Genomic DNA, 25,103 nt, shown 5'->3' with positions numbered 1-25,103 from the left:
GCAGGGAGCGGATTCCTGCGGCATCATGGGAAAATTTTGCACGGCAGCCCAAAGGACGCCCCATGAATCTGCCTCCCCGTCAGCAACAAATCCTCGAACTGGTCCGCGAACGCGGCTATGTCAGCATCGAGGAAATGGCCACGCTGTTCGTTGTTACTCCGCAGACTATCCGCCGCGATATCAATCAGCTCGCGGAAGCCAATTTGTTGCGTCGCTACCACGGCGGCGCGGCGTACGACTCCAGTGTCGAAAACACTGCCTATGCCATGCGCGCCGATCAAATGCGCGATGAAAAGCAACGTATTGCCGAAGCCATTGCCGCGCAGATTCCCGACCATGCCTCGTTGTTCATCAACATCGGCACGACCACCGAATCCATTGCCCGCGCACTGCTCGATCACAATCACCTGAAGATCATCACCAACAACCTGCATGTCGCCTCGATGCTCAGCGCCAAAGACGACTTTGACGTGCTGTTGACCGGTGGCAACGTGCGCCGCGACGGAGGTGTCGTGGGCCAGGCCAGCGTCGACTTCATCAACCAGTTCAAAGTCGACTTCGCCTTGGTCGGGATCAGCGGCATCGATGAAGACGGCAGTCTGCTGGACTTCGATTATCAGGAAGTGCGGGTGTCCCAGGCGATCATCGCCAACGCTCGCCAAGTGATCCTGGCGGCCGACTCCAGCAAATTCGGGCGCAACGCCATGATTCGCCTGGGGCCGATCAGCCTGGTCGATTGCCTGGTGACCGATCAGCAGCCTTCTCCGGCGCTTGCGCAGTTGTTGAACCAGCACAAGGTTCGGCTGGAAGTTGTTTAACGCCGAAGGCAGTTAAACAACCTGTAGGAGCCGGCTTGCTGGCGATGGCGTACTCAAGGGCGCCATCGCCAGCAAGCCGGCTCCTACAATCAATCCCCCCGCCATACAATGTTCGTAAATTTTCCTTTAACGGCCCTTCGATGAGTATTTTCAATCGAAGCCGGCTGGCTGCGCGCGTCTTTATGGGCTAGTATTTTCGCAAATGAACATTAATGTTCGAATTCAAATACAGAACATCAAGAATTCCGAGGCCCGAGCCGATGCCCACTTCCACCTTGCCTACGCCCCCTCTTTCCGAGGTCTACGATATCGCCGTCATCGGTGGCGGGATCAATGGCGTGGGGATCGCAGCGGATGCTGCCGGCCGCGGGCTGTCGGTGTTCCTTTGCGAAAAGGATGATTTGGCCAGCCACACCTCCTCGGCCAGCAGCAAGCTGATCCACGGTGGACTGCGTTACCTGGAACATTACGAATTCCGCCTCGTGCGCGAAGCCCTGGCTGAGCGCGAAGTGCTGCTGGCCAAGGCGCCGCACATCGTCAAGCAAATGCGTTTCGTGCTGCCACACCGCCCGCACCTGCGCCCGGCCTGGATGATCCGCGCCGGTTTGTTCCTGTATGACAACCTCGGCAAGCGCGAGCAACTGCAAGGTTCGAAAAGCCTGAAATTCGGCCCGGACAGCGCGCTCAAAAGCGAGATCACCAAAGGCTTCGAATACTCCGATTGCTGGGTCGACGATGCACGTCTGGTGGTGTTGAACGCCATGGCGGCCCGGGAAAAAGGCGCCCACGTTCACACTCAAACCCGTTGCGTCAGTGCGCGTCGCGTCAAAGGCCTGTGGCACTTGCACCTGGAGCGCGCCGACGGCAGCCTTTTTTCGATCCGTGCCAAGGCTCTGGTGAACGCCGCCGGCCCATGGGTCGCCAAGTTCATTCGCGACGATCTGAAAATGGAATCGCCGTATGGCATCCGCCTGATTCAGGGCAGCCACCTGATCGTGCCGAAGCTGTACGAAGGCGAACACGCGCACATCCTGCAAAACGAAGATCAGCGTATCGTGTTCACCATTCCATACCTGAACCACTTCACCCTGATCGGCACCACTGACCGCGAGTACACCGGCGATCCGGCGAACGTGGCAATCACCGACGGCGAGACCGATTACCTGTTGAACGTGGTCAACGCCCACTTCAAAAAACAGATCGGCCGCGACGATATCCTGCACAGCTATTCCGGCGTGCGGCCGCTGTGCAACGACGAATCCGATAACCCGTCCGCCGTGACTCGCGACTACACCCTCGCGCTGTCCGGCGCCGGTGAAGAGGCACCGTTGCTGTCGGTGTTCGGCGGCAAGCTCACCACCTACCGCAAACTCGCCGAGTCGGCGCTGGCGCAACTTGCACCGTACTTCAAGCACATCCAGCCGAGCTGGACCGCCAGCGCCACGCTGCCGGGCGGTGAAGACATGACCACGCCACAAGCCTTGAGCTCGCGCATTCGCGACCAGTTCGACTGGGTCCCGAGTGAAATCGCACGCCGCTGGGCCACGACCTACGGCAGCCGCACCTGGCGCATGCTCGAGGGCGTTGAGAGTCTGAGGGATCTGGGCGAACACATCGGCGGCGGTCTCTACACCCGCGAAGTCGATTACCTGTGCAGCGAAGAATGGGCCACCACCGCCCACGATATTCTGTGGCGTCGCAGCAAACTCGGCTTGTTCACAACGGCGGAGGAGCAGGAAAAACTCAAGGACTACCTGAACAAGGTCGAGCAGAACCGCAGCAAGATCCAAGCCGCCTGATCAAATATCCGGACAAACGAAAGCCCCTGAATCTCACGATTCAGGGGCTTTTTCATGTCGATGGATTCAGTCGCGCAGGTCCGACTCGTGAATCGGCTGCTCGCGATGGGTCGCCCGTTGATACTGTGCCGGCCAGACCGCCTTGCGTCCGCCCAGATCGTCATCCGCATGCAGCGCCCAGTACGGATCGCGCAACAATTCACGCGCCAGGAAAATGATATCCGCCTGGCAGGTGCGCAGAATGTGCTCGGCCTGGGCCGGCTCGGTAATCATGCCGACGGTACCGGTGGCGATGCCTGACTCTTTGCGCACGCGCTCGGCGAATCGGGTCTGATAGCCGGGCCCCGTGGGGATTTCAGCGTTCACCGCCGTGCCGCCCGACGATACATCGATCAAGTCCACACCCAGGTCTTTCAGGCGACGGGCCAGCTCCACGGTTTCATCCGGATTCCAACCGTCCTCCACCCAGTCGGTCGCCGAGACGCGGACAAACACCGGCAACTCTTCGGGCCACGCCGCACGCACCGCCTCGGTGACCTGCAACACCAATCGGATGCGGTTTTCAAACGAACCGCCGTACTGATCACGGCGTTGGTTGCTCAAGGGCGAAAGAAACTGATGCAGCAGATAACCATGGGCTGCATGGATCTCGACCACCTTGAAGCCCGCGGTCAGCGAGCGTTTGGCCGCATCGACAAACGCCTGAATGATCGTCGCGATCTCGCCTTCATCCAGCTGCTTGGGCTGGGTGTGCTGGGGATCGAAAGCAATCGGTGAAGGGCCGACCGGAACCCAGCCACCCTCGTCGGGTTTGACGCTGCCGTGCTTGCCCAGCCACGGTCTGTAGGTACTGGCCTTGCGACCGGCATGGGCCAGTTGAATACCGGCCACGGCGCCTTGCGCCGCGATGAAGCGAGTGATGCGTTGCAAAGGCTCGATCTGTTCATCGCTCCACAGGCCAAGGTCCTGTGCGGTGATGCGCCCATCGGCCGTGATCGCCGTGGCTTCGGTAAACACCAGCCCGGCCCCGCCGACCGCGCGGCTGCCGAGGTGGACCAGGTGCCAGTCATTGGCCAGGCCGTCGGCACTTGAGTATTGGCACATCGGCGAGACCGCGACGCGGTTGGGCAAGATCAATTGGCGAAGGGTATAGGGTTCAAGCAGCAGACTCATGGGGCACCTCTCGAATCAGTGGGCAGGCTCCAGGGTTCTGTTTGAAAAGTCGACGAGTGACAGGAAAAAGCTACAGCACCCGCCCCCGCGGGCAAAAAATGGACAAAACGTCACAAGGATAATCAAGCAGTGCTTAGAGCCTAGTCGACATCGCAAGATCAGGGAGGGTTCAAGAATGAAACACCTCCAATCAGCGTCCAATGCGTCCCCTGTGGCGAGGGAGCTTGCTCCCGTTGGTGTGCAAAGCACACCCAATCGCAGTGGCAGGTTTTGGGGCGGCTGCGCCGCCCAGCGGGAGCAAGCTCCCTCGCCACAAAAAAGCTATCGCGGTTCGATGTGGGCAATCATCAGTTGAACCGTCTCGTTTCCGCGAAACTCGTTGAGGTCGAGCTTGTAGGCCAATTCCACCCATTTGATGGTCGGATTCGGCCAGATGTCGCGGTCGATCCCGAATGCGATGCCATCGAGCTTGACCGAGCCGCACTCGCTCTTGAGGACGACTTTAAGATGCCGTTCGCCTACGACGCGCTGCTCGACCAACTGGAACACGCCGTGAAACAACGGCTCCGGGAAATGCTGCCCCCAAGGACCGGCATGGCGCAGGGCGCGGGCCAGTTCCAGATGAAACTCTTCCACCGCCAGCGTGCCGTCCGACAGCAAGCGCCCGGTCAGGTCTTCTTCGCGCAATTGCCGACGCACTTCAGCGTCAAAGGCTTCGGCGAACAGCGGAAAATTCGCTTCCGGCAGCGTCAGGCCGGCGGCCATCGCATGACCACCGTACTTGGTGATCAGGTTCGGATGCTGCGCCGCCACCACGCTCAGGGCATCGCGGATATGAAAGCCCTGGACCGAACGCCCCGACCCCTTGAGCAAACCATCGCCCGCATCGGCGAAAGCAATGGTCGGCCGGAAGTAACGCTCTTTCATGCGAGAGGCGAGGATACCGATGACGCCCTGATGCCACTCGGGATCGAACAGGCACAAGCCGAACGGCATCGACTCCACGGGCAAATCCTTGAGCTGCGCCAGCGCTTCACGCTGCATGCCTTGCTCGATGGATTTGCGGTCCTGGTTCATGCCATCCAGTTGAGCCGCCATTTCGCGAGCCAGCCCGGCGTCGTCGGTCAGCAGGCATTCGATGCCCAGGCTCATGTCGTCCAGACGCCCCGCCGCGTTCAGGCGCGGGCCGACGATGAAGCCCAGGTCGGTCGACGTGATGCGCGTGTGGTCACGCTTGGCCACTTCGAGGATCGCCTTGATCCCCGGTCGGGCGCGTCCGGCACGAATGCGCTCCAGGCCCTGGTGCACCAGAATCCGGTTGTTGGCATCCAGCGGCACCACGTCGGCGACGCTTCCCAAAGCCACCAGATCAAGCAATTCGCCGATGTTCGGCTGCGGCTTGTTCGCGTACCAGCCGAGCTCGCGCAATCGCGCACGCAAGGCCATCAGCACATAGAAAATCACCCCGACACCCGCCAACGCCTTGCTCGGGAACTCGCAACCGGGCTGGTTCGGATTGACGATGGCATCGGCCAGCGGCAGTTCGTCGCCGGGCAAGTGGTGATCGGTGACCAGCACGTTAAGCCCGGCCTGTTTCGCCGCCGCCACGCCTTCGACGCTGGAGATACCGTTGTCCACGGTGATCAGCAACTGCGGCTGGCGCTCCAGCGCCACGGCAACGATTTCCGGTGTCAGGCCGTAGCCGTAATCGAAGCGATTCGGCACCAGGTAGTCGACATGTGCCGCCCCCAGCAAACGCAAACCCAATGTCCCCACGGTACTGGCCGTCGCACCGTCAGCGTCAAAGTCGCCGACGATCAGAATCCGTTGACGCTGTTCGAGCGCGGTCACCAACAAGTCCACGGCCGCTTCGATGCCTTTGAGCTTCTGGAACGGAATCAGTCGCGCCAGGCTTTTATCCAGCTCGGCTTCAGACTGCACGCCCCGCGCTGCATACAGGCGGGTCAGCAGCGGCGGAATATCACCGAGGAATGGCAGGGTGTCGGGCAGCTGGCGGGGTTCGATGCGCATGGGGTGACAGGGGCTTCTCTTGATGAAGTAGGGTAAAACCGCAGGAACGGCGAGGACTCAGCCGCGCTCGCCCGACAACCATTGCAGCTGGACTTCATGCTGACCACGGTCGTCGGTGACGAAAATCGTCCCTTCGCTGATCATCACGTCCCACTTGATGACGCGAGGCATGTCTTTGGCCAGGGTCTCCAGGACTTCCTGAGGGACCGCCGCGATGTGGACGTTTTTCAGGTTCTTGATCGCCGGGATCACCTTGCCTTCCCAGACGCGCAGGCTGCCATAGGCCAGCAGACTGGTGCGTTCGGTACGGCGCGAGCACCAGGTCAGGCGGTCGGCATCGGGCTGGCCGACTTCGATCCAGTGCAGGACACGGTCATCCAGGCTTTTTTCCCACAAGGCCGGTTCATCCACGTCCGACAGACCACGACCAAACGACAGATGCTCGTTGTACCAGAGGGCGTAGGCCAGCAGGCGCACGGTCATGCGCTCTTCGGTTTCCGATGGGTGGCGGGCGATGGTTTGCTTGACACTCTCGTAGACGCTGCGGTCGAGGTCGGTGAGGTTCAGTTCAAACTTGTAGGTCGTGGACGGCTGGGCCATGTACGGGCTTCTTGATACGGGGAAAGGCGGCAAGTCTAACCGATGCGGCAGGCAATCCACGAATTGATGGTGATCAACCTTGAGCGCCTGATAGTCGGCTATGTTAAAACGCTGTACTCGCTCAATCTTTGTCCTACAGGAACCAGCATGCCGCTCACCGCAAAACCGCTCTCAGGTCTGAAAGTCATCGAATTGGGCACTTTGATTGCCGGCCCCTTTGCGTCGCGCATTTGCGCTGAATTCGGTGCGGACGTGATCAAGATCGAATCCCCGGATGGCGGCGATCCGCTGCGCAAGTGGCGCAAGCTGTATGAAGGCACCTCGTTGTGGTGGTTCGTTCAGGCACGCAACAAAAAGTCCCTGACGCTGAACCTGAAACATCCTGAGGGCCTGGCGATCCTGAAAAAACTCCTGAGCGAAGCGGACATCCTGATCGAGAACTTTCGCCCCGGCGTACTGGAAAAACTCGGTCTCGGCTGGGATGTCCTGCACGCGCTCAACCCGAAACTGGTGATGGTGCGGCTCTCGGGCTTCGGCCAGACCGGCCCGATGAAAGACCAGCCTGGTTTCGGCGCCGTGGGTGAATCCATGGGCGGCCTGCGCTACATCACCGGTTTTGAGGACCGACCACCGGTGCGCACCGGGATTTCCATCGGCGACTCGATTGCCGCGCTCTGGGGCGTGATCGGCGCGCTGATGGCCCTGCGTCATCGCGAGGTCAACGGTGGCCAGGGCCAGGTGGTCGATGTAGCGCTGTACGAAGCGATCTTCGCCATGATGGAAAGCATGGTCCCGGAATTCGACGTGTTCGGGTTCATCCGCGAACGCACCGGCAACATCATGCCTGGAATCACCCCGTCTTCGATCCACACCAGCGCTGACGGCAAGCACGTGCAGATCGGCGCGAACGGCGACGCGATCTTCAAACGCTTCATGCTGATCATTGGCCGCGAAGACCTGGCCAACGATCCTCTACTTGCCAGCAACGATGGCCGTGATAACCGCCGCGATGAGCTTTACGGGGTCATCGATCGCTGGGTCAACTCGCTGCCCCTGGACACTGTCATCGAACGTTTGAATCAAGCCGAAGTACCCGCCAGCCGGATCTTCAGTGCCGAAGACATGTTCAGCGATCCGCAGTACCTCGCCCGGGAAATGTTCCTGCAAGCCAAGCTGCCGGATGGCAAAGATTTCAAGATGCCGGGAATTGTGCCGAAACTCTCTGAGACACCCGGTGATTGTGAATGGGTCGGGCCACAACTGGGCGAGCACAACGCGCAGGTACTCCAGGAACTTGGCTATGACGCGTCGCAGATCACACAACTGCGCAAAGACGGGGCCATCTGAGCTTAAGCGTCTGTTTGCGCGAGTCATCAAGCACTGCCGGTGGCGAAACGGACCGGCGATGTGCGCTATGGCGGGCGTGCTCCTGATCAGCGTCCTGCCTCCCTCGACGCTGGCGCAACCCACGGAAACCCTGATCTGGCTCAAGCGCGATTTGCCGCCGCTGTTCATTTTCGAAGGACCGAAAAAGGATCAGGGCGTCATCGATCAGCTGTTAACGCAATTGATTGCCGGCATGCCTCAATACCAACACAGCGTGATGAGGGTCAATCGCGCACGCGGCCTGCAGATGCTCCATGAGTCAACGTTCACGTGTGATGCGGCGCTGAACTGGAGCAAGGAGCGCGAAACCTGGATCGTGTTTTCCACCCCGGTCTTTCGCGCCATGAGCAATGGTCTGGCCGTGCGGCGTGCTGATCGCGACGTGTTGACCCCGTTCATCAAGGACGGCGAGGTGGACCTGTCGACCCTCTTGGCGACCGGCAGCGTCACGCTGGGGATTGTTGCCGAGCGCAACTACGGCGAGTACCTCGACGCACTCCTGAAACAAGCACCGACCAAGTCACTTGCGCTGCATTACGGCAACGACGCTTTGGGCAGCCTGCTGCAAATGCAACGCCTGGGGCGCTTGCAAGTGCTGTTGGGTTATCGTCCGGAAATTCGTTACCAGGCGCAGCAGGAGGGGATCGCAGAAGATGAATTGCAGTTCTACCCGATTCGCGGCACGGGTAAGTACCTGTCAGGCTACATCGGCTGCACCGACACACCACAGGGCCGACAGGCGATTATCGAGATCAATCGACTGCTACGCGCCCTGCCCCGCGAGCCATTGAGCGAGGCGTACGCGGCCTGGCTCGATCCGGAAAGCCGCAGCGATTACCTGAAGGCTGCCAAAGAGTTTTTTGAGCAACAGGCCGGACAGTGAATAAATCGCGGGCAAAAAGGCAAAAAGAAACCCCGAGCAGTGGGAAGACTACTCGGGGTTAAACGTGGCCTACATAAAGACCCGTAGTAGCAAGCTACAAGCACCGGAGCACAATGCTTGATCCTGCTATTACCCGATCTGACTGACCTGCGCGCAGGAAGGTTCCCAGCGAAATCCCGTCAATTGCGGCTGGCCATCAACTTGTCCTGGGCAGCATTGCGCAACGCTGCGATGACACAGGGCTCCAGGCGTCCCTCCGCAATCAGCACGTCGCGATGCAATCCATCGACCACGTCCGTCAGCAAGCGCTTGTCGTTCAACTGGGCCTGATTGAACGCTCGCTTGACGACCGTGGCGCCCATCGAATTCTTCAGGGTTACCAGGCATTCGCCATGAATGCCTGAAGGGGTCATTGTGACTTGATACGGGCTCAGCGCCTCACCGAGCAACAGACTGATACTTTCCATCCCGATCACCACTCAATAGTCCGAAACAACGTGCCTTGGGCGTGCCTGCAATAAATGACCACGGACCCGAGAAGAAAGTTCTGGAGACTGACCGCAAGGCGCACCCGCGAATCAGCTCAAGTGAGCATGCACGGCGAACATGACAGAGAAAAAACGCTGCCGTCACGCCTGTCGGCTTCGTCGATCGATTTCAGCCCAACCGCCCAGCAATCCTCGCAACTGCCCGTCTGCACCATAAAACGGCACCGTCCACTGGTAAACATCCCTGATACCGTCCTTGAACCTCAATTGACGCTCAATAAAGCGAGTCCGGCGTGTTTCCAGCTGGCTCATGAATTCGGCATGCAGAAGTTCAGCGGTGCGTTTCGGCAAGACGTCGACTTCGATCAACTGTCGACCTTGAACCTGATCAAACCGGGTCGACAACACCTCCTCATAACTTTTGTTGCACATCACCAATCGCCCTTGCAGGTCACGGACAAACATTGGATCAGGCATGGCATCCAGTAATGCGTGCTGGAAGGCGAGTTGATCACTGAGGCTTTTTTCGGCCTCGAACCGCTGTCTGACCAGCACTGTCAAACGCCGGTTCCACAGCAGCGACAACAGGCCGAATACGCTGGCGATAACGATGCCTTCGCAGACCCAGTGGCGCAGTGTTTGCCACAGACCGGGCACCTTGGATGGCGTGACGCCACTGAACCACTTCAGGCGAATGACACGTAACTCTTCTGGAGGAAACGCATTCAGGGCCTTGTTCAGGATGCTCAACAATTGCGGTTGCCCCTTGCGTACCGACAGGTAATCCGCGTCCCATATGCCCGGCACCACCGCACCGACCTGCAACAGCCCGGATGGATAGAGCTGCGCTCCAACTTCATTTTCGATGGTGGCGTAGGCGTCACCGCTTTCCACCCAGGCACGTGCCTCGGCGTTGGTTTTCACCGTACGCACCTCAATGGCCGGGTAGTCGCGACGGATCGCCGCTTCCAATGCATGCCGGGCCGGCAGCACCAGCACCCGTTTCGCCAGTTCTTCCAGCGATTGCACCCGTGGCGCCCCGACTCGCCCGACAAATACCCAACCGGCACCACCAAACGCATGACTGAAATCCAGCAACGTCTTGCGCTCGTCGTTCATCGACAGCATTGAGCTCAAGTCCGCCCCGCCATTTTCCAGTTTCACCAGCATCTGATCGGTAGAGAACGACTCTTCGAAAACGAACTGCACCCCCGTCATCACGCTGATGCGCTTGAGTACATCAAAGTGCAAGCCGCTCCATTGACCCTGCTTGTCCTTGAACAGGTACAACGGATAATCCAGCGCCGTGACGACGACGCGCGGGTGAGTGGCGATCCACTGCAACTCCTGCGCATCCAGCGTGATCGTCGCATCGCGCTCGTGCATGTCCATCGGCGCCGCAATACCCCATTGGCCGATGCCCATGATTGCGAGCAGAAACAGCCAGTACGCGGCCGGTTTGACCCCTTTTGAAAACAGCATTGCCACATCCTTCGTGATCGACTCGCCCTTCCTTTCTGGGCGACAACACGACAAGTGTGCATGCAGAAATGAAAAAGCCCGTCAGGAGACGGGCTTCAAAATGTGACAGCTTTGACCGTTACAACGGCTTGCCACGGTTGCCATGCTGACTGACAAAGGCCTGTACGGCTTTCAGGTCATTCGGCAACACGGTGCAACGCTCATCTCGCTCAAACAAATCAGAAAGATGTGCAGGCAGTTCAAGCGTTTTTCCTACACCGGCCTTTTCCACGGCATCCGGGAATTTGACCGGATGGGCAGTGCCCAGGATCACCATTGGAATGTCCAGGCTGCGACGGCATTCACGCGCGGCTTTGACACCAATCGCAGTGTGCGGATCGAGCACTTCACCGGTCTGCTCATAGACTTCGGAGATGGTTTCGCACGTTTGCGCGTCATCCACAGCCAACGAGTCGAACAATTTGCGGGCTTCGGTCCAGCGCTCTTGCTCAACGCTGAAACCACCGCCCTGCTTGAACGAATCCATCAGCCCGGCGATGGCCGCGCCATTGCGACCGTGCAGGTCGAACAGCAGGCGCTCGAAGTTCGACGACACCATGATGTCCATCGACGGCGACAGCGTGGCGTGCAGGGTGTCCTTGACGTACTGGTTGCCGCTCATGAAGCGGTGCAGGATGTCGTTGCGGTTGGTGGCGACGATCAACTGGTTGATCGGCAGGCCCATGTTGCGCGCCAGGTAACCGGCGAAGATGTCGCCGAAGTTGCCGGTCGGCACCGAGAACGACACCGAACGCGCCGGGCCGCCCAACTGCAGGGATGCATGGAAGTAGTAAACGATCTGGGCCATGATCCGCGCCCAGTTGATCGAGTTCACCGCCACCAGACGCGTGCCCTTGAGGAAACTCTGGTCGGCGAAGCTTGCCTTGACCATTTCCTGGCAATCATCGAAGTTACCTTCGATGGCGATGTTGTGGATGTTCTCACCGAAAATGGTGGTCATCTGCCGACGCTGCACTTCAGACACACGGTTGTGCGGGTGCAGGATGAAGATGTCGACGTTTTCGCAGTGCTTGCAGCCTTCGATGGCGGCCGAGCCGGTGTCACCGGAGGTGGCACCGACGATCACTACGCGCTCGCCGCGCTTTTCCAGCACGTAATCGAGCAAACGACCCAGCAGTTGCAGGGCGAAGTCCTTGAACGCCAGGGTCGGGCCGTGGAACAGCTCCAGCACCCATTCGTTGCCGTTCAGCTGACGCAGCGGCGCAACGGCGCTGTGGGCGAACACGCCATAGGTTTCTTCAAGAATCTTTTTGAAATCGGCGTCCGGAATGCTGCCGGTGACGAACGGGCGCATGACGCGAAAAGCCAGCTCGTGATACGGCAGGCCGGCCCAGGAAGCGATTTCTTCCTGGGTGAAACGTGGCAGGTTTTCCGGGACGTACAGACCGCCGTCGGTGGCAAGACCTGCCAGCAGGACGTCTTCGAAATTAAGGGCCGGTGCCTGGCCGCGGGTACTGATGTAGCGCATAGGGGCAAACCTTCGGTTTGGGCTTCAAGCTTCAAGCTTCAAGCTGCAAGTTCAAAGCACCGAGGCTTTTAGCTTGCAGCTTGCAGCTGACGGCTTGCAGCTGCTTCTAAATTAGTTCAGGTGCTCGACACGGATCCGTACAACCGGACCGACCACACCCGCCAGGGCTTCCAGAGCAGCGATGGCGTCGTTGATGTGCTGTTCCAGCACGCGGTGGGTCAGCAGGATCATCGGCACCAGGCCGTCGTGTTCCTCGGCTTCCTTCTGCATGATCGACTCAATGTTGATGCCGCGCTCCGAGAGGATGCTCGCGACCTGAGCCAACACGCCCGGATGGTCCTTGGCCTGAATGCGCAGGTAGTAAGCGCTTTCGCAGGCTTCGATCGGCAGGATCGGGTGAGCCGACAGCGAATCCGGCTGGAAGGCCAGATGCGGTACGCGGTTTTCCGGGTCGGACGTCATGGCGCGAACCACGTCCACCAGGTCGGCGATCACCGACGAAGCGGTAGGCTCCATTCCGGCGCCAGCGCCGTAGAACAGGGTCGAACCGGCAGCATCGCCGTTGACCATCACCGCGTTCATCACACCGTTGACGTTGGCGATCAGGCGATCAGCCGGAATCAGCGTCGGGTGTACGCGCAGTTCAATACCCGCCGCGGTGCTGCGCGCCACGCCCAGGTGCTTGATGCGGTAGCCCAGCGCTTCGGCGTAGTTCACGTCGGCGGTGGTCAGTTTGGTGATGCCTTCGGTGTAAGCCTTTTCGAACTGCAGCGGAATGCCGAACGCAATCGAAGCCAGGATCGTCAGCTTGTGGGCCGCGTCGATGCCTTCGACGTCGAAGGTCGGATCAGCCTCGGCGTAACCCAGTGCCTGGGCTTCAGCCAACACGTCTTCGAAGGTGCGACCCTTCTCGCGCATTTCCGTAAGGATGAAGTTGCCAGTGCCGTTGATGATGCCGGCCACCCAGTTGATGCGGTTGGCGGACAGGCCTTCACGGATCGCCTTGATCACCGGGATGCCACCGGCCACGGCCGCTTCGAAGGCGACAATCACGCCCTTCTCGCGAGCCTTGGCGAAAATTTCGTTACCGTGAACGGCAATCAGAGCCTTGTTCGCGGTGACCACATGCTTGCCATTCTCGATGGCCTTGAGTACCAGCTCGCGGGCAACGGTGTAGCCGCCCATCAGCTCTATCACGATGTCGATCTCAGGGTTCGTGGCCACTTCGAAGACATCGTTGGTAATCGCAATACCGGTCGTTTGGAACTGAGGCTTTGGCGTGCGCATGGCAATTTGTGCCACTTCGATCCCACGCCCGGCACGACGAGCAATTTCCTCGGCGTTGCGCTGAAGTACGTTGAAGGTACCGCCACCGACGGTTCCTAACCCACAGATGCCTACTTTGACCGGTTTCACTGTGAACTCCCCATAAAACGACCGACTCAAGGCCGGCCGTGGAAACAACCGCGTGCTCGCGGCTCTCTATTAATGGCCCGGCGATGTTGCTGCCGGACCATGCTCGTCAAGGCTGGCCGTGACGATGCGAATCTACTTCGCGCCCAGCGCCAGTTTGGCGACTTGTGGCGCAGGCTGGTAGCCCGGAATGACCTGACCGTCAGCCAAAACGATGGCCGGTGTGCCGTTCACGCCAATCGACTGACCGAGGGCAAACTGCTTGGAAACCGGGTTATCGCACTTGGCGGCCTTGATTTCCTTGCCTTCAGCCATTTTGTCCATGGCCGCTTTCTTGTCTTTCGAGCACCACACCGCTTGCAACTGCTCGTCACCCGGCGAACCCAGGCCCTGGCGCGGGAACGCGATGTAACGCACTTCAATGCCGCGCTTGTTCAGCTCAGGCACTTCGGCGTGCAGCTTGTGGCAGTACGGGCAGGTGGTGTCGGTGAAAACGGTGATGTGCGATTTGGTTTCGCCAATGGCCGGGTACACCACAGTTTCAGCGACCGGAATAGCGTTGATCAGCTTGGAGATGCCCAGGCGCTCGGTCTTCTCGGTCAGGTTGATCGGCGTGCCGTCCTTGAGCTGGAACATATAGCCCTGAACCACGTACTGACCGTCGGCGCTGGCGTAGAGAACGCGGCTGCCCTTGAGTTTGACTTCGTACAGGCCCGGCAGCGGGCTGGGTGTAATGGTTTCTACCGGCACTTCGAGCTGGAGGTTTTCCAGGCTTTTACGAATGGCTTTGTCGGCCGCGTCATCGGCGACGGCAAAGGTGCTGACCAACGCAATGGCGGCGGCAGCGAGAATCTGGGTCAGACGCATGAGAACTCCTGAAGGCGAACATATGGGACGATCAGAACACCCGTGCCGAAACACCGGGTCATAACCGCCCATCGTGCAAACCGGCAAAGCCTATCACATAAGGCCGGTGTGGCCGAATGCACCTGTCGCCAGACAACACGAGCTCGACGCATGACGCATAGCTGGATGATGTTCCCTGTACGTCGTCAGCCGCGGGGATGGTGTTTGGCGTGCAGCTCTTGCAAACGGGCGCGGGCAACGTGGGTATAAATCTGCGTGGTCGATAAATCGCTGTGCCCCAACAGCATCTGCACCACCCGCAAATCAGCACCGTGGTTCAACAAGTGCGTGGCAAACGCATGGCGCAAGGTGTGCGGCGACAGCGACTTGCCGATCCCCGCCACCTTGGCCTGGTGCTTGATCCGGTGCCAGAAGGTCTGGCGGGTCATTTGCTCGCCACGCAGACTGGGGAACAACACATCGCTGGGACGCCCGCCGAGCAGTTCACCACGGGCATCACGCATGTAGCGCTCGACCCAGACAATCGCCTCCTCGCCCATTGGCACCAGACGCTCCTTGCTGCCCTTGCCCATCACCCGCAAGACCCCTTGGCGCAGATTGACCTGTTCCAGGGTCAGGCTGATCAGTTCCGTCACACGCAGCCCGCAGGCATACAACACCTCGAGCATGGCGCGATCACGCTGTCCGATGGCTTCGCTCAGATCCGGCGCTTTGAGCAGTGCTTCTACATCGGCTTCCGACAAGGATTTGGGCAACGGACGACCGAGTTGCGGCATATCCACGCGCAAGGTGGGATCGACCGAGATCAGTTTTTCCCGCAATAGATAGCGATAAAAGCCACGCACACCGGAGAGAAATCGTGCGGTGGATCGAGGCTTGTAGTTTTGTTCGAGACGCCAGGCCAGGTGGTCGAGAATCAACTCCCGCCCCGCATTGGCCAGTTCCAGGCCTTTTTCCTGCAACCAGCCGTTGAACAGGGCCAAGTCGCTGCGATAGGCATCGCGGGTGTTATCGGAAAGACCTTTTTCCAGCCACAGGGCATCAAGGAATTGATCTATCAGTGGATGATCGATGGCAGGCATGGGCACTCAAGTCGCGTAGCCTTCAGACTGCGCACAAAATTAAAATGGACATGAAATCGGCCGCTAGTCTTTCATAGGCTGGCATCTCAAGGAACAGGGAGCAGTCATGAGCGAGCAGCAAATCTTATTGGCGTTTGGCGGTATCGGTGCGGCGGCACTGGGCTGTCAGTGGTTGGCCTGGCGTCTGAAGCTGCCGGCAATTCTTTTTCTGTTGCTGACCGGGATTCTGGCCGGACCGGTGTTGCACTTGCTCGACCCGCAGGAAATGTTCGGCCCACTGCTGATGCCACTGGTGTCATTGGCGGTGGCGTTGATTCTGTTTGAAGGCAGCCTGACGCTGCATCTGTCGGAATGGCGCGAGATCGGCAGTGTCGTTCATCGACTGGTGACACTGGGCGCGCTCTCAACCTGGATTGTGATTGCCGTCGCCACGCACTGGCTACTGGGTTTTGACTGGATGCTGTCGATACTTTTCGGCAGCCTGACGCTGGTCACCGGGCCGACCGTGATCGTGCCCATGTTGCGCGTCGTACGACCCAAAGCCTCGATCGCCAACATCCTGCGTTGGGAAGGGATTGTCATCGATCCTATCGGCGCGCTGCTGGCGGTAGTCGTCTATAGCTTCATCATTGCCAACACCGAAGGTAATGGCATTAAAGAAAGCTTGCTGACTTTCGGCGGCGTGATTCTGTGTGGCAGTCTCTTCGGGATTTTTGGTGGCTGGTTGCTCGGTACCCTGATACGCCGCCAGTGGCTGCCGGAATACCTGCATAACCTGGCAGCACTCGCCGCTGTTCTGGGGATTTTTATTGCGTCCAACGCAGTCACGCACGAATCCGGATTGCTGGCCGTGACACTCATGGGCATGTGGCTGGCCAACATGAAAGGCGTGGATGTTCGGCACATCCTGCACTTCAAGGAAAACCTCAGCGTCCTGCTGATCTCCGGCCTGTTCATTTTGCTGGCGGCACGACTGGATCTGAACGCGATGATCGGGCTCGGGCCGCTGGTGCTCATACTGCTGCTGATCATCCAGTTCATTGCGCGCCCCCTGAACGTATTGCTCAGCACCGCAGGATCGAGCCTGAACTGGCGCGAACGTGCGCTGTTGGCGTGGATTGCCCCGCGGGGGATCGTTGCGGCAGCCGTGTCGGCGATCTTCGCCATTCGCTTGCATGAGGCCGGTCATCAAGGTGCATTGCTGCTGGTGCCGCTGACGTTCGCGGTGATCATTGGCACCGTCGTATTGCAAAGCGCTACGGCGAGGCCACTGGCGCGCTTGTTGAAAGTCGCGGAGCCGGCGCCGAGCGGATTTCTGATCATCGGCGCCAACGGACCTGCGCGCACGCTGGGCAAAGCACTGCAACAACTGGGCAGTCGCGTGCTGTTGACCGACTCCAGCTGGGAAAACATTCGGGCTGCGCGGATGGAAGGGTTGCCGACCTACTTTGGCAACCCGGCTTCACAACACGCCGATGCCCATCTGGACCTGGTAGGTCTGGGGCATCTTCTGGCGCTATCGCCGTCCGGTGAGATGAACACGCTGGCATTGATGCGCTTTCGTCATGAGCTGGGTCATCAGCGGATGTTCGGCCTGGCCAGCGGCCAGGAAAGCCGTCGCACCGACAAGCACCGGACCAGCCTGGAGCACCGAGGCAATCAACTGGGCAGTGAGGCGCTGACCTACGCCAAGCTTGCGAGCCAATTGAGTCAGGGCTCCGAGCTGTACAGCACGACATTGAAGGAGGGATTCAACTGGGACGATTACCGCGCGCTGCATCGCGATCGGGCGACCTTGCTGTTCGTACGCGACGACAGTGGCTGGGTGCATGTGGTGACACCGGACAGCACACTGAAGCCTTCGGCGGGTTGGACATTGCTGGCGTTGATTCAGCCCGAGTCGGAGTAAATCCAAAAGATCGCAGCCTTCGGCAGCTCTGAATTCAACCTGCAGGAGCTGCCGCAGGCTGCGATCTTTTCAACCTGGCACCAAATCGCAGGCAACAAAAAAGCAGCCCGCAGGCTGCTTTTTTCTGCATCGGAAGCTGGACTTAAGCCAGTTTTTCCTTGATGCGAGCTGCTTTACCAGACAGGTCACGCAGGTAGTACAGCTTGGCTTTACGTACGTCACCGCGACGTTTAACGGCCATGCTGTCGATTTGCGGGCTGTAGGTCTGGAAAGTACGTTCTACGCCAACACCGTTGGAGATTTTACGAACGGTGAATGCACTGTTTACGCCGCGGTTACGCTTGGCGATAACAACACCTTCGAACGCTTGCAGACGCGAACGGTCGCCTTCCTTCACTTTCACCTGAACGACAATGGTGTCGCCCGGGGCAAAGGTAGGGATCTCTTTGGTCATCTGCTCTGCTTCGAGTGCAAGGATGATTTTGTTAGTCATGCTGTGCTCCTAAGGTAAATCGTCGGATCTACCATCGATACGTTGTTAACTATCGTCCCGCTCGAGGATGTATTCCTCGAGCAGCTTCTTCTCTTCTCCAGAAAGCGAGCGGCTTTCCAGAAGATCGGCGCGTCGTTCATAGGTCCGACCAAGGGACTGCTGTAAACGCCAACGCCGGATGTGCGCGTGATTGCCACTTAGCAATACGTCGGGAACACGCTGATCCGCATACACCTCCGGTCGGGTGTAGTGCGGGCAATCCAGCAAACCATCCGTAAAGGAATCTTCCTCGGCGGAGTCCGCATGCCCTAAAGCTCCAGGCAGCAGTCGTGTAACCGCATCGATCAGGACCATCGCCGGCAGCTCGCCGCCAGACAGTACATAGTCGCCAATCGACCACTCTTCATCGACATGAGCATCAATAAAACGCTCGTCAATGCCTTCGTAGCGGCCGGCAATCAGGATCAATGCATCCAGATTCGCCAACTCGCGTACCGCCGACTGATTCAGTTGACGGCCTTGGGGGGACAGGTAAATCACCTTCGCCGCCTCCCCGGCTGCTGCTTTGGCCTGAGCCAGAGCATCTTCCAGGGGCTTGATCTTCATCACCATGCCCGGACCACCGCCAAACGGGCGATCGTCCACAGTGTGATGTCGATCCGTCGTGTAGTCTCGCGGATTCCAACAGGTGAGCTGCAAGAGCCCCTGTTTCACCGCACGACTGGTGATGCCGTACTCGCTGATGGCGGAGAACATCTCGGGAAACAAACTGATCACTTCTACGCGCAAGTTAGCCACGCTTAGAAGTCCGCATCCCAATCCACCTTCATCTCGCCTGCCGCCAGGTCGATGGCCAACACGCATTGCTCGGTATAGGGCAACAGGCGTTCGCGATCATCCAGGCTGCCAGCGCAAGGCTTGACCACCATTACATCATTCGAGCCGGTCTCCAGCAGGTGATCGATCTTCCCGAACAGTTGCCCGAGGGTGTCGATGACCTTGAGACCTTCCAGCTGGTACCAGTAGTACTCGCCGTCGGTCAGTTCAGGAAACAGGTTGCGCGGCACGCAGATCTCATAACCGGCCAGAAGACGAGCTTCTTCGCGATCATCGAGACCCTTGAGCTTTGCGACCAGGAACTTGTCGTTCCCGCGTCCGCTGACCAGCTCCACCTGCTTTACATTGCCGTCACGCTTGAGCGTCCAGGTTTTGTATTCCAGCAGGTTCTTAATCGGATCAGTAAAGGAGTACACCTTCACTTCGCCGCGAACGCCGTGAACCGAGTAAATCTTGCCGATAACGATCAAATCATCAGCAACAGCTGGCGTCGCGTTCATATTGCTCAGGCCGCAGCCTTAGCAGATTCCTTCAACAACTGAGCAACGCGCTCAGAAGGTTGTGCACCAACGCTCAGCCAGTAGGCTACGCGCTCTTGGTTCACGGACAGACGGACTTCTTGACCACGAGCAACAGGGTTGAAGAAACCAACCTGTTCCTTGTGCGAACCGTCGCGCGGGTTGCGGCTGTCGGTTACGGTCAAGTGGTAAAACGGGCGCTTTTTGGAGCCGCCAAGGGCAAGACGGATTGTTAGCATGTGAACATCGTTCCTGTAGTCGGTGCTGCAAATCTAAAGGCACAGCGGGCATAGGTGCCCGAAAGGCCGCATATTCTAAGGAATATCCGGACTTTTGCAAATGTCTTTTTCCGGCGGCCTATCGGTCGCCATGCAGATTTGCTATAGAGCCGTCGTTGAAAACGGCCGGTCAGCTCCCGCCAAGTGCGGGTTTGCTGTGTATCCCACGTCCGTGTGGGGCTGCGCCGACCCGATGGCCGGCGCGAATTCTTTACATCTTGGGCATTCCGCCGCCGGGCAACATACCGCCCATGCCGCGCATCATCTTGGCCATTCCGCCTTTCGCGGAGAATTTCTTCATCATCTTCTGCATCTGCTTGTGTTGCTTGATCAAGCGACCGATGTCCTGCACCTGGGTGCCGGAACCCATGGCGATCCGACGTTTGCGCGAACCGCTGATCACATCAGGGTCGCGGCGCTCGGCCGGGGTCATGGAGTTGATGATGGCTTCCATCTGCTTGAATTGCTTCTCTGCCGCACCTTGAGCGTTGCCCATTTGCGCCAGATTCACGCCGCCCATGTTCGGCAGCTTGTCCATGAGGCCGCCGAGGCCGCCCATGTTCTTCATTTGTTGCAACTGATCGCGGAAGTCTTCGAGATCGAAGCCTTTGCCCTTCTTCAGTTTCTTGGCCAGTTTATCGGCCTTGTCCTTGTCGAGGGTCGCTTCTGCCTGCTCGATCAGGCTGAGCACGTCGCCCATGCCGAGAATACGGGAGGCGATACGCTCAGGATGGAACGGGTCGAGCGCTTCGCTCTTCTCGCCCATACCGATGAACTTGATCGGCTTGCCGGTGATGGCACGGACCGACAGCGCGGCACCGCCACGGGCGTCGCCGTCGACCTTGGTCAGGATCACACCGGTCAACGGCAGCGCGTCACCGAAAGCCTTGGCCGTGTTGGCGGCATCCTGGCCGGTCATGGCGTCGACCACGAACAGGGTTTCAACCGGGTTGATCGCGGCATGCAGCGCCTTGATCTCGCCCATCATCTCTTCATCGATGTGCAGACGACCGGCGGTATCGACGATGACCACGTCGATGAATTTGAGTTTTGCTTCCTTAATAGCCGCTTGCGCGATCTCGACCGGCTTCTGGCTCAGGTCGGACGGGAAGAAGGTAACGCCAACCTCACCGGCAAGCATTTCCAGCTGCTTGATCGCCGCAGGACGGTAAACGTCGGCGGACACGACCATGACGGTCTTCTTCTTGCGCTCTTTAAGGAAGCGCGCGAGCTTGCCGGCGGTGGTGGTCTTACCAGCGCCCTGCAAACCGGCCATCAGGATGACCGCCGGCGGCACGGCGCTCAGGTTCAGGTCTTCGTTGGCCACGCCCATCAGGCTTTCGAGTTCGGCCTGGACGATCTTCACAAAGGCCTGGCCCGGCGTCAGGCTGCGCGACACCTCGGTGCCGACAGCGCGCTCCTTGACCGAATTGACGAAGTCCTTCACCACCGGCAGGGCGACGTCGGCTTCGAGCAACGCCATGCGCACTTCGCGCAGGGTGTCTTTGATGTTGTCTTCGGTCAGCTTGGCCTTGCCGGTGACATGGCGCAGCGTCTGCGAGAGACGGTCGGTTAAGTTTTCAAACATTGCGCGATCCTTTCAGGCCCTGTGTAGACCGGGATAATGGCGGCCCGGACCGGACTAAACGTGTGCTCGGCGAGCCTGCGGCGTGGGCAGGTCGCGGATTATAGCGAAGACTGCGGCCAACGGACACCTCGCTGTCAGCTTGCGCGGTCTTTCGTGTGGCGGGGGTTCTATGCCAAACTCAGCGACTTTCGGGCTTGCCTAACAGGATTTATGCTCCCCTTGTCACCCAGCTTGCTTACTTCCCTCGCCGCCGCCTGCTTGTATGCCGCTGCGACCATTTACCAGAGCACTCGCCTGGCCACCGGCGCCAAGGCCAACAAGCGCCTGCTGGTCTCGCTCGGCGTGCTTGCCGTGCTGGCCCATGGCGCCAGCCTGCTCACCCATCTGCTGACCCCGATCGGTCTCGGCCTGGATTTCTTCAGCGCCGCCAGCCTGATTGCCGCAGCGGTCATCGCCTTGAGCCTGCTGGCCTGCTCGCGGATTCCGGTGGAGAACCTGCTGGTATTGCTGTTCCCGCTCGGTGCCCTGACCGTGCTGCTGGCGCAGTTCGCACCCGCCGGCACGGTACAGATCATCGATGAGGAGCCGGGCATCCTCGCCCACATCCTGCTGTCGATTCTTGCCTACGGCATGTTTACCATCGCGGTGTTCCAGTCCTTGCTGCTGCTGATTCAAGACCACCAACTCAAGCACAAGCACCCGTCCGGGCTGATCAAGAATTTCCCGCCACTGCAAACCATGGAGAGCCTGCTGTTCGGTTTCCTCTGGGCCGGCTGGACACTGTTGTCGCTGTCACTGATTTCCGGCTGGCTGTTCGTCGAGAACCTGTTCGCCCAGCACCTTGTGCATAAAACTTTGCTGGCGTGCCTGGCCTGGATTGTCTTCAGCGTCCTGCTGTGGGGCCGCAACCGTCTCGGTTGGCGGGGTCACAAAGCCATTCGCTGGACCCTGGCCGGGTTTTGCCTGCTGATGCTGGCGTATTTCGGCAGCAAGCTGGTTCGTGAATACATCCTGCATATCTGACGGGCGGCATTAATGGACGACTTGCCCATAGGGCCGATGCTCGCAGTAGTGGCCCTGCTGATTTTATGGTCGGGGCTGTTTACGGCTATCGAGACGGCGCACCAGCATCTGCTGGCCCAGCGCACGGCAACGCGTTCCAGCGATAAACCGCTGGCGAAACTGAGCTTCCCCCTCGACAGCCTGATCCTCTGCAATACTCTCTGCCGCGCACTCGTGGTGGTCATCAGCACCCTCCTGGCGATTTTCACCTGGGCCGAAAACGGTCCATGGATTGCCTGCCTGGGAGCGGGCGCAGTGGTGCTGATGTTTGCCGACTACCTGCCCCGCGCCCTCGCCACCCGCTATCCCGAGGCGATCCTGGCCCAGGGCAACAACCTGCTTCGCGTGCCACTGAAAATCGTCTACCCCGCCGCCTGGCTGCTTAAAAATATCAGCCAGTTGCTGGTGCGACCCTTCGCCCGCAAAGCCAAAGTTGTGCAACAGAGTGAAGACGAGCCCCTGACCGAGCGGCGCGACACGACCGAAAACGTCATCTGCCGCCCTCACCCGTTGTCAGGCATCCACGCCCTGGACAACATCACGGTCAATGACATCCTGGTCCCACGCAGCGATGTCGACGGGATCAACCTGGACGACCCCATCGACGAAATCATCGAGCAACTGCGACACAACAGACGCACTCGCCTGCCGGTGTTCCACAGCGACATCAATCAGGTCGAAGCCGTGCTCAACACCCGGCACATCCTCCACTTGCTGCCCGATGCGAGCCTGACCCGTGAAGCCCTGCTGGCCGCCAGTCGCGAACCGTATTTCGTACCGGAAAGCACCCCGCTTCAACTGCAACTGCTCAATTTCCATAAACAGCAGCGACGCCTGGGCATGGTGGTCGATGAATATGGGGAAGTGCTGGGCATCGTCACGCTGGAAGACATTCTTGAGGAAATCGTCGGCGAGTTCGAAAGCCAGCACCAACTCGACAACCCGCACATCCACCCGCAAGCCGATGGACGCCTGGTGGTTGATGGCGCCGCTTCAATCCGCGAGTTGAACAAGAGCCTTGGCTGGCACCTGCCGAGCGACGGTCCGAAAACCCTGAACGGCCTGGTGACCGAAGCCCTGGAAACCATTCCCGAAAGCACCGTCTGCCTGAAGATCGGCCGCTATCGCCTGGAAATCCTGGAGACCGAGGACAATCGCGTTACGCAAGTACTGATCTGGCAGACCAGTTCGATGCCAGTAGTTATCTGAGATCTGAGACAAACTCTGTGGAATACCCTCGCAAGCCTCTTGTTCGATCGTTAGCCACCTTCCTATAATCGATACGCTTACCCAAGCCTCGCCGGGCCCGTGCTTACCCCTGCACCGCGCAACTTCCGGCCTGACCATCAGCCACATCCGCAGCAAGCCGACGACTGTTCCTACCTGAAACAGCGACCGCGCCCTCACCCACATCCCTGGGTTCTCGACCATAATAATTCGCTCCACTGGGGCACATGACTGTCAGGGATAACCGCATGACGACCAGCACGACTTACAGCGACTCCGTTCCCGCACAACCGACTAACTCCGCCACCCGCGTGGCCACGGCGAGTTTCATCGGCACCGCCATCGAGTTCTACGATTTCTACGTTTATGCCACCGCTGCTGCGCTGGTCATCGGGCCGGTGTTCTTTCCGCAGACGTCCGGCACCGCCCAGATGCTCTCGGCGTTTCTTACATTTGGCATCGCCTTCCTCGCGCGCCCCCTGGGCTCTGCCCTGTTCGGCCACTTTGGCGATCGCATCGGGCGCAAATCGACCCTCGTTGCCTCTCTCCTGCTGATGGGCGTGTGCACCACGCTGATCGGCGTGCTGCCGGGTTACGACAGTATTGGCGCCTGGGCGCCGATCCTGCTTTGCGTGCTGCGTTTCGGCCAAGGCTTGGGGCTCGGCGGTGAATGGGGTGGCGCGGCACTCCTGGCCACCGAGAATGCCCCCAAAGGCAAGCGAGCGTGGTTCGGCATGTTCCCGCAGCTCGGCCCCTCCATCGGTTTCCTGGCGGCGAACGGCCTGTTCCTGACACTGGCGATGCTGCTCGACGACGAACAGTTCCGCTCGTGGGGCTGGCGCATTCCCTTTCTGCTCAGCGCTGTGCTGGTGATGGTTGGCCTGTACGTGCGCCTCAAACTGCATGAAACGCCGGTGTTCGCCAACGCCGTGGCACGTCAGGAACGCGTGAAGATCCCGCTGTTCGAGCTGTTCGGCCAATACTGGATGCCTGTTTTGCTGGGGGCCGGCGCGATGGTGGTGTGCTATGCGCTCTTTTACATCTCCACCGTGTTCTCGCTGAGTTACGGCGTGTCGACGCTCGGCTATAGCCGCGAAACGTTCCTCGCGCTGCTGTGCTTTGCCGTGCTGTTCATGGCGGCCGCCACACCGCTATCGGCCTGGGCCAGCGACCGATACGGGCGTAAGCCGGTGCTGATCATCGGTGGCGTGCTGGCAATTCTGTCCGGGTTCCTGATGGAACCGCTGCTGACCCACGGTTCGACCTGGGGCGTGGCGCTGTTCCTGTGCATTGAACTGTTTCTGATGGGCGTGACGTTTGCGCCGATGGGCGCACTGCTGCCAGAGCTGTTTCCGACCCATGTTCGATACACCGGCGCTTCGGCGGCCTACAACCTGGGCGGCATTGTCGGCGCTTCCGCTGCACCGTTCTTCGCGCAGAAACTGGTGGCGATGGGCGGATTGAGTTATGTCGGCGGGTATGTGTCCGTGGCGGCAGTGCTGAGTTTGATTGCAGTGCTGTGCCTGAAAGAAACGCGGCATAACGATTTGAATAGCGTCGCCTGACAGACCGCCATCGCTGGCAGGCCTGCTCCCACAGGGTTTGGTGTCGATCACAAAATAGCTGTTCGACACATAACCT

Annotated in this window: 22 protein-coding genes; 8 read left to right on the top strand and 14 right to left on the bottom strand. The window is 59.4% G+C overall.

The features are described 5' to 3' along the window. Positions 1-62: 62 nt before the first annotated feature. Both CKW15_RS12655 and glpD read left to right on the top strand, forming a co-directional pair. Positions 63-818 carry a DeoR/GlpR family transcriptional regulator gene (locus tag CKW15_RS12655; protein ID WP_095057041.1) on the top strand — a complete coding sequence of 252 codons (756 nt, stop codon included), beginning with the start codon at positions 63-65 and terminating at the stop codon, positions 816-818. Between the two features lie 260 nt (positions 819-1,078). After that, complete coding sequence (gene glpD, locus CKW15_RS12650) at positions 1,079-2,617, top strand: glycerol-3-phosphate dehydrogenase (protein ID WP_095057040.1); 1,539 nt, start codon at positions 1,079-1,081, stop codon at positions 2,615-2,617. Between the two features lie 66 nt (positions 2,618-2,683). Here the strand turns inward: glpD and CKW15_RS12645 are convergent, their stop codons facing one another. The 3 genes from CKW15_RS12645 to CKW15_RS12635 all read right to left on the bottom strand — a co-directional run bounded on the left by CKW15_RS12645 (position 2,684) and on the right by CKW15_RS12635 (position 6,421). Continuing rightward, positions 2,684-3,790 carry an NADH:flavin oxidoreductase/NADH oxidase gene (locus CKW15_RS12645; protein ID WP_095057039.1) on the bottom strand — a complete coding sequence of 369 codons (1,107 nt, stop codon included), beginning with the start codon at positions 3,788-3,790 and terminating at the stop codon, positions 2,684-2,686. A gap of 321 nt (positions 3,791-4,111) precedes the next feature. Then, positions 4,112-5,821, bottom strand: coding sequence for a single-stranded-DNA-specific exonuclease RecJ (gene recJ / locus CKW15_RS12640; protein ID WP_095152173.1), 1,710 nt, complete (start codon positions 5,819-5,821; stop codon positions 4,112-4,114). A gap of 57 nt (positions 5,822-5,878) precedes the next feature. Then, on the bottom strand, positions 5,879-6,421 hold the full coding sequence (locus CKW15_RS12635) for a YaeQ family protein (protein ID WP_095057037.1): 543 nt from the start codon (positions 6,419-6,421) through the stop codon (positions 5,879-5,881). A gap of 147 nt (positions 6,422-6,568) precedes the next feature. Between CKW15_RS12635 and CKW15_RS12630 the strand changes: the two genes are divergently transcribed. Next, positions 6,569-7,768 (top strand): CaiB/BaiF CoA-transferase family protein, encoded by a 1,200-nt coding sequence (locus CKW15_RS12630; protein ID WP_095057036.1) that lies wholly within the window; start codon positions 6,569-6,571, stop codon positions 7,766-7,768. Continuing rightward, positions 7,722-8,690, top strand: coding sequence for a TIGR02285 family protein (locus CKW15_RS12625; protein ID WP_095057035.1), 969 nt, complete (start codon positions 7,722-7,724; stop codon positions 8,688-8,690). The genes CKW15_RS12630 and CKW15_RS12625 overlap by 47 nt, the downstream gene beginning before the upstream one ends. 179 nt (positions 8,691-8,869) lie before the next feature. On the opposite strand, the gene CKW15_RS12620 is transcribed toward CKW15_RS12625, so the two are convergent. From CKW15_RS12620 to xerD, 6 genes are all read right to left on the bottom strand, one after another. Further along, on the bottom strand, positions 8,870-9,157 hold the full coding sequence (locus CKW15_RS12620) for a DUF3509 domain-containing protein (protein ID WP_095057034.1): 288 nt from the start codon (positions 9,155-9,157) through the stop codon (positions 8,870-8,872). Positions 9,158-9,319: 162 nt separating this feature from the next. Then, entirely contained in the window at positions 9,320-10,660 is a 1,341-nt protein-coding gene (locus CKW15_RS12615) for a transporter substrate-binding domain-containing protein (RefSeq protein ID WP_095057033.1), read from the bottom strand. A 118-nt stretch (positions 10,661-10,778) separates the two neighbouring features. After that, positions 10,779-12,188 carry a threonine synthase gene (gene thrC / locus CKW15_RS12610; RefSeq protein WP_095057032.1) on the bottom strand — a complete coding sequence of 470 codons (1,410 nt, stop codon included), beginning with the start codon at positions 12,186-12,188 and terminating at the stop codon, positions 10,779-10,781. Between the two features lie 111 nt (positions 12,189-12,299). Beyond that, complete coding sequence (locus CKW15_RS12605) at positions 12,300-13,604, bottom strand: homoserine dehydrogenase (protein ID WP_095057031.1); 1,305 nt, start codon at positions 13,602-13,604, stop codon at positions 12,300-12,302. 132 nt (positions 13,605-13,736) lie between these two features. Continuing rightward, positions 13,737-14,468: a bifunctional protein-disulfide isomerase/oxidoreductase DsbC gene (gene dsbC / locus CKW15_RS12600; protein WP_095057030.1), complete on the bottom strand. Its 732-nt coding sequence runs from the start codon at positions 14,466-14,468 to the stop codon at positions 13,737-13,739. Between the two features lie 185 nt (positions 14,469-14,653). Further along, positions 14,654-15,550 (bottom strand): site-specific tyrosine recombinase XerD, encoded by an 897-nt coding sequence (xerD, locus tag CKW15_RS12595; RefSeq protein WP_095057029.1) that lies wholly within the window; start codon positions 15,548-15,550, stop codon positions 14,654-14,656. A gap of 106 nt (positions 15,551-15,656) precedes the next feature. Here xerD and CKW15_RS12590 point away from each other — a divergent pair, with 106 nt between their 5' ends. Continuing rightward, positions 15,657-17,459, top strand: coding sequence for a sodium:proton antiporter (locus CKW15_RS12590; RefSeq protein WP_095057028.1), 1,803 nt, complete (start codon positions 15,657-15,659; stop codon positions 17,457-17,459). A 142-nt stretch (positions 17,460-17,601) separates the two neighbouring features. On the opposite strand, the gene rplS is transcribed toward CKW15_RS12590, so the two are convergent. The 5 genes from rplS to ffh form a co-directional block, all read right to left on the bottom strand. Further along, on the bottom strand, positions 17,602-17,952 hold the full coding sequence (rplS, locus tag CKW15_RS12585; RefSeq protein WP_003175895.1) for a 50S ribosomal protein L19: 351 nt from the start codon (positions 17,950-17,952) through the stop codon (positions 17,602-17,604). Positions 17,953-17,997: 45 nt separating this feature from the next. Then, the gene (gene trmD / locus CKW15_RS12580; RefSeq protein WP_095057027.1) at positions 17,998-18,750 is read right to left on the bottom strand and encodes a tRNA (guanosine(37)-N1)-methyltransferase TrmD; all 753 of its coding nucleotides are present in this window, start codon (positions 18,748-18,750) and stop codon (positions 17,998-18,000) included. 2 nt (positions 18,751-18,752) lie between these two features. Beyond that, entirely contained in the window at positions 18,753-19,289 is a 537-nt protein-coding gene (rimM, locus tag CKW15_RS12575) for a ribosome maturation factor RimM (RefSeq protein WP_053155094.1), read from the bottom strand. A gap of 5 nt (positions 19,290-19,294) precedes the next feature. Beyond that, entirely contained in the window at positions 19,295-19,546 is a 252-nt protein-coding gene (rpsP, locus tag CKW15_RS12570; RefSeq protein WP_003198088.1) for a 30S ribosomal protein S16, read from the bottom strand. Positions 19,547-19,796: 250 nt separating this feature from the next. Next, positions 19,797-21,173 (bottom strand): signal recognition particle protein, encoded by a 1,377-nt coding sequence (ffh, locus tag CKW15_RS12565; protein ID WP_095057026.1) that lies wholly within the window; start codon positions 21,171-21,173, stop codon positions 19,797-19,799. Between the two features lie 210 nt (positions 21,174-21,383). Here ffh and CKW15_RS12560 point away from each other — a divergent pair, with 210 nt between their 5' ends. The 3 genes from CKW15_RS12560 (at position 21,384) to CKW15_RS12550 (ending at position 25,027) form a co-directional block, all read left to right on the top strand. Continuing rightward, positions 21,384-22,196: an inner membrane protein YpjD gene (locus CKW15_RS12560; protein ID WP_095057025.1), complete on the top strand. Its 813-nt coding sequence runs from the start codon at positions 21,384-21,386 to the stop codon at positions 22,194-22,196. Between the two features lie 12 nt (positions 22,197-22,208). Next, on the top strand, positions 22,209-23,444 hold the full coding sequence (locus CKW15_RS12555) for a transporter associated domain-containing protein (protein ID WP_095057024.1): 1,236 nt from the start codon (positions 22,209-22,211) through the stop codon (positions 23,442-23,444). Between the two features lie 266 nt (positions 23,445-23,710). Beyond that, positions 23,711-25,027: an MFS transporter gene (locus CKW15_RS12550; RefSeq protein WP_095057023.1), complete on the top strand. Its 1,317-nt coding sequence runs from the start codon at positions 23,711-23,713 to the stop codon at positions 25,025-25,027. The last annotated feature ends 76 nt before the right edge of the window (positions 25,028-25,103 follow it).

Source organism: Pseudomonas sp. Irchel s3b5 (assembly GCF_900187435.1).
In the GTDB taxonomy this organism is placed as follows: Bacteria; Pseudomonadota; Gammaproteobacteria; order Pseudomonadales; family Pseudomonadaceae; genus Aquipseudomonas.
Note: the sequence above shows the minus strand (reverse complement) of the source record. Positions and strands in the feature narration are given on the sequence as shown.

Bases quoted from the DNA above. Each gene is read 5' to 3' on its own strand.
- ffh (WP_095057026.1), bottom strand. From the start codon at position 21,173: ATGTTTGAAAACTTAACCGACCGTCTCTCGCAGACGCTGCGCCATGTC.
- CKW15_RS12630 (WP_095057036.1), top strand. From the start codon at position 6,569: ATGCCGCTCACCGCAAAACCGCTCTCAGGTCTGAAAGTCATCGAATTG.
- CKW15_RS12635 (WP_095057037.1), bottom strand. From the start codon at position 6,421: ATGGCCCAGCCGTCCACGACCTACAAGTTTGAACTGAACCTCACCGAC.
- thrC (WP_095057032.1), bottom strand. From the start codon at position 12,188: ATGCGCTACATCAGTACCCGCGGCCAGGCACCGGCCCTTAATTTCGAA.
- CKW15_RS12560 (WP_095057025.1), top strand. From the start codon at position 21,384: ATGCTCCCCTTGTCACCCAGCTTGCTTACTTCCCTCGCCGCCGCCTGC.
- CKW15_RS12590 (WP_095057028.1), top strand. From the start codon at position 15,657: ATGAGCGAGCAGCAAATCTTATTGGCGTTTGGCGGTATCGGTGCGGCG.
- dsbC (WP_095057030.1), bottom strand. From the start codon at position 14,468: ATGCGTCTGACCCAGATTCTCGCTGCCGCCGCCATTGCGTTGGTCAGC.
- CKW15_RS12555 (WP_095057024.1), top strand. From the start codon at position 22,209: ATGGACGACTTGCCCATAGGGCCGATGCTCGCAGTAGTGGCCCTGCTG.
- CKW15_RS12615 (WP_095057033.1), bottom strand. From the start codon at position 10,660: ATGCTGTTTTCAAAAGGGGTCAAACCGGCCGCGTACTGGCTGTTTCTG.
- CKW15_RS12655 (WP_095057041.1), top strand. From the start codon at position 63: ATGAATCTGCCTCCCCGTCAGCAACAAATCCTCGAACTGGTCCGCGAA.
- rplS (WP_003175895.1), bottom strand. From the start codon at position 17,952: ATGACTAACAAAATCATCCTTGCACTCGAAGCAGAGCAGATGACCAAA.
- xerD (WP_095057029.1), bottom strand. From the start codon at position 15,550: ATGCCTGCCATCGATCATCCACTGATAGATCAATTCCTTGATGCCCTG.
- CKW15_RS12645 (WP_095057039.1), bottom strand. From the start codon at position 3,790: ATGAGTCTGCTGCTTGAACCCTATACCCTTCGCCAATTGATCTTGCCC.
- CKW15_RS12550 (WP_095057023.1), top strand. From the start codon at position 23,711: ATGACGACCAGCACGACTTACAGCGACTCCGTTCCCGCACAACCGACT.
- CKW15_RS12620 (WP_095057034.1), bottom strand. From the start codon at position 9,157: ATGGAAAGTATCAGTCTGTTGCTCGGTGAGGCGCTGAGCCCGTATCAA.
- recJ (WP_095152173.1), bottom strand. From the start codon at position 5,821: ATGCGCATCGAACCCCGCCAGCTGCCCGACACCCTGCCATTCCTCGGT.
- rpsP (WP_003198088.1), bottom strand. From the start codon at position 19,546: ATGCTAACAATCCGTCTTGCCCTTGGCGGCTCCAAAAAGCGCCCGTTT.
- rimM (WP_053155094.1), bottom strand. From the start codon at position 19,289: ATGAACGCGACGCCAGCTGTTGCTGATGATTTGATCGTTATCGGCAAG.
- CKW15_RS12625 (WP_095057035.1), top strand. From the start codon at position 7,722: ATGACGCGTCGCAGATCACACAACTGCGCAAAGACGGGGCCATCTGAG.
- glpD (WP_095057040.1), top strand. From the start codon at position 1,079: ATGCCCACTTCCACCTTGCCTACGCCCCCTCTTTCCGAGGTCTACGAT.